Below are 255 nucleotides of genomic sequence, written 5' to 3'. Positions count from 1 at the left end.
CGGCCGAGCAGTCCGACCAGCAGAACGCCGAGGAGTTCACCCAGTCCCTGGAGAGCGCCAAGGTCGCGGCGTTCCGGCAGCTGGACATCCCGGTCGGTTCCCAGACGGTCGTGGCGTCCGTCGTCAAGGACGCCCCCGCGGACGGCAAGCTGCACGCCGGCGACGTGATCAAGGCCGTGGACGGTACGGCGATCAAGGCCAACACGGACGTCGCCAAGCTGGTGACCAAGCACAAGCCCGGCGAGCGGGCGGTCT

1 protein-coding gene is annotated in these 255 nt (G+C 69.4%); it reads left to right on the top strand.

From position 1 onward, the window contains the following. A partial coding sequence (locus tag GJQ66_RS13265; protein ID WP_155049683.1) for a PDZ domain-containing protein occupies positions 1-255 on the top strand: 255 nt, incomplete at both ends.

The organism is Microbacterium sp. ZXX196, from assembly GCF_009709595.1.
Taxonomy (GTDB): Bacteria; Actinomycetota; Actinomycetes; order Actinomycetales; family Microbacteriaceae; genus Microbacterium; species Microbacterium excoecariae.
This window is presented reverse-complemented; position numbering and strand designations above follow the sequence as displayed.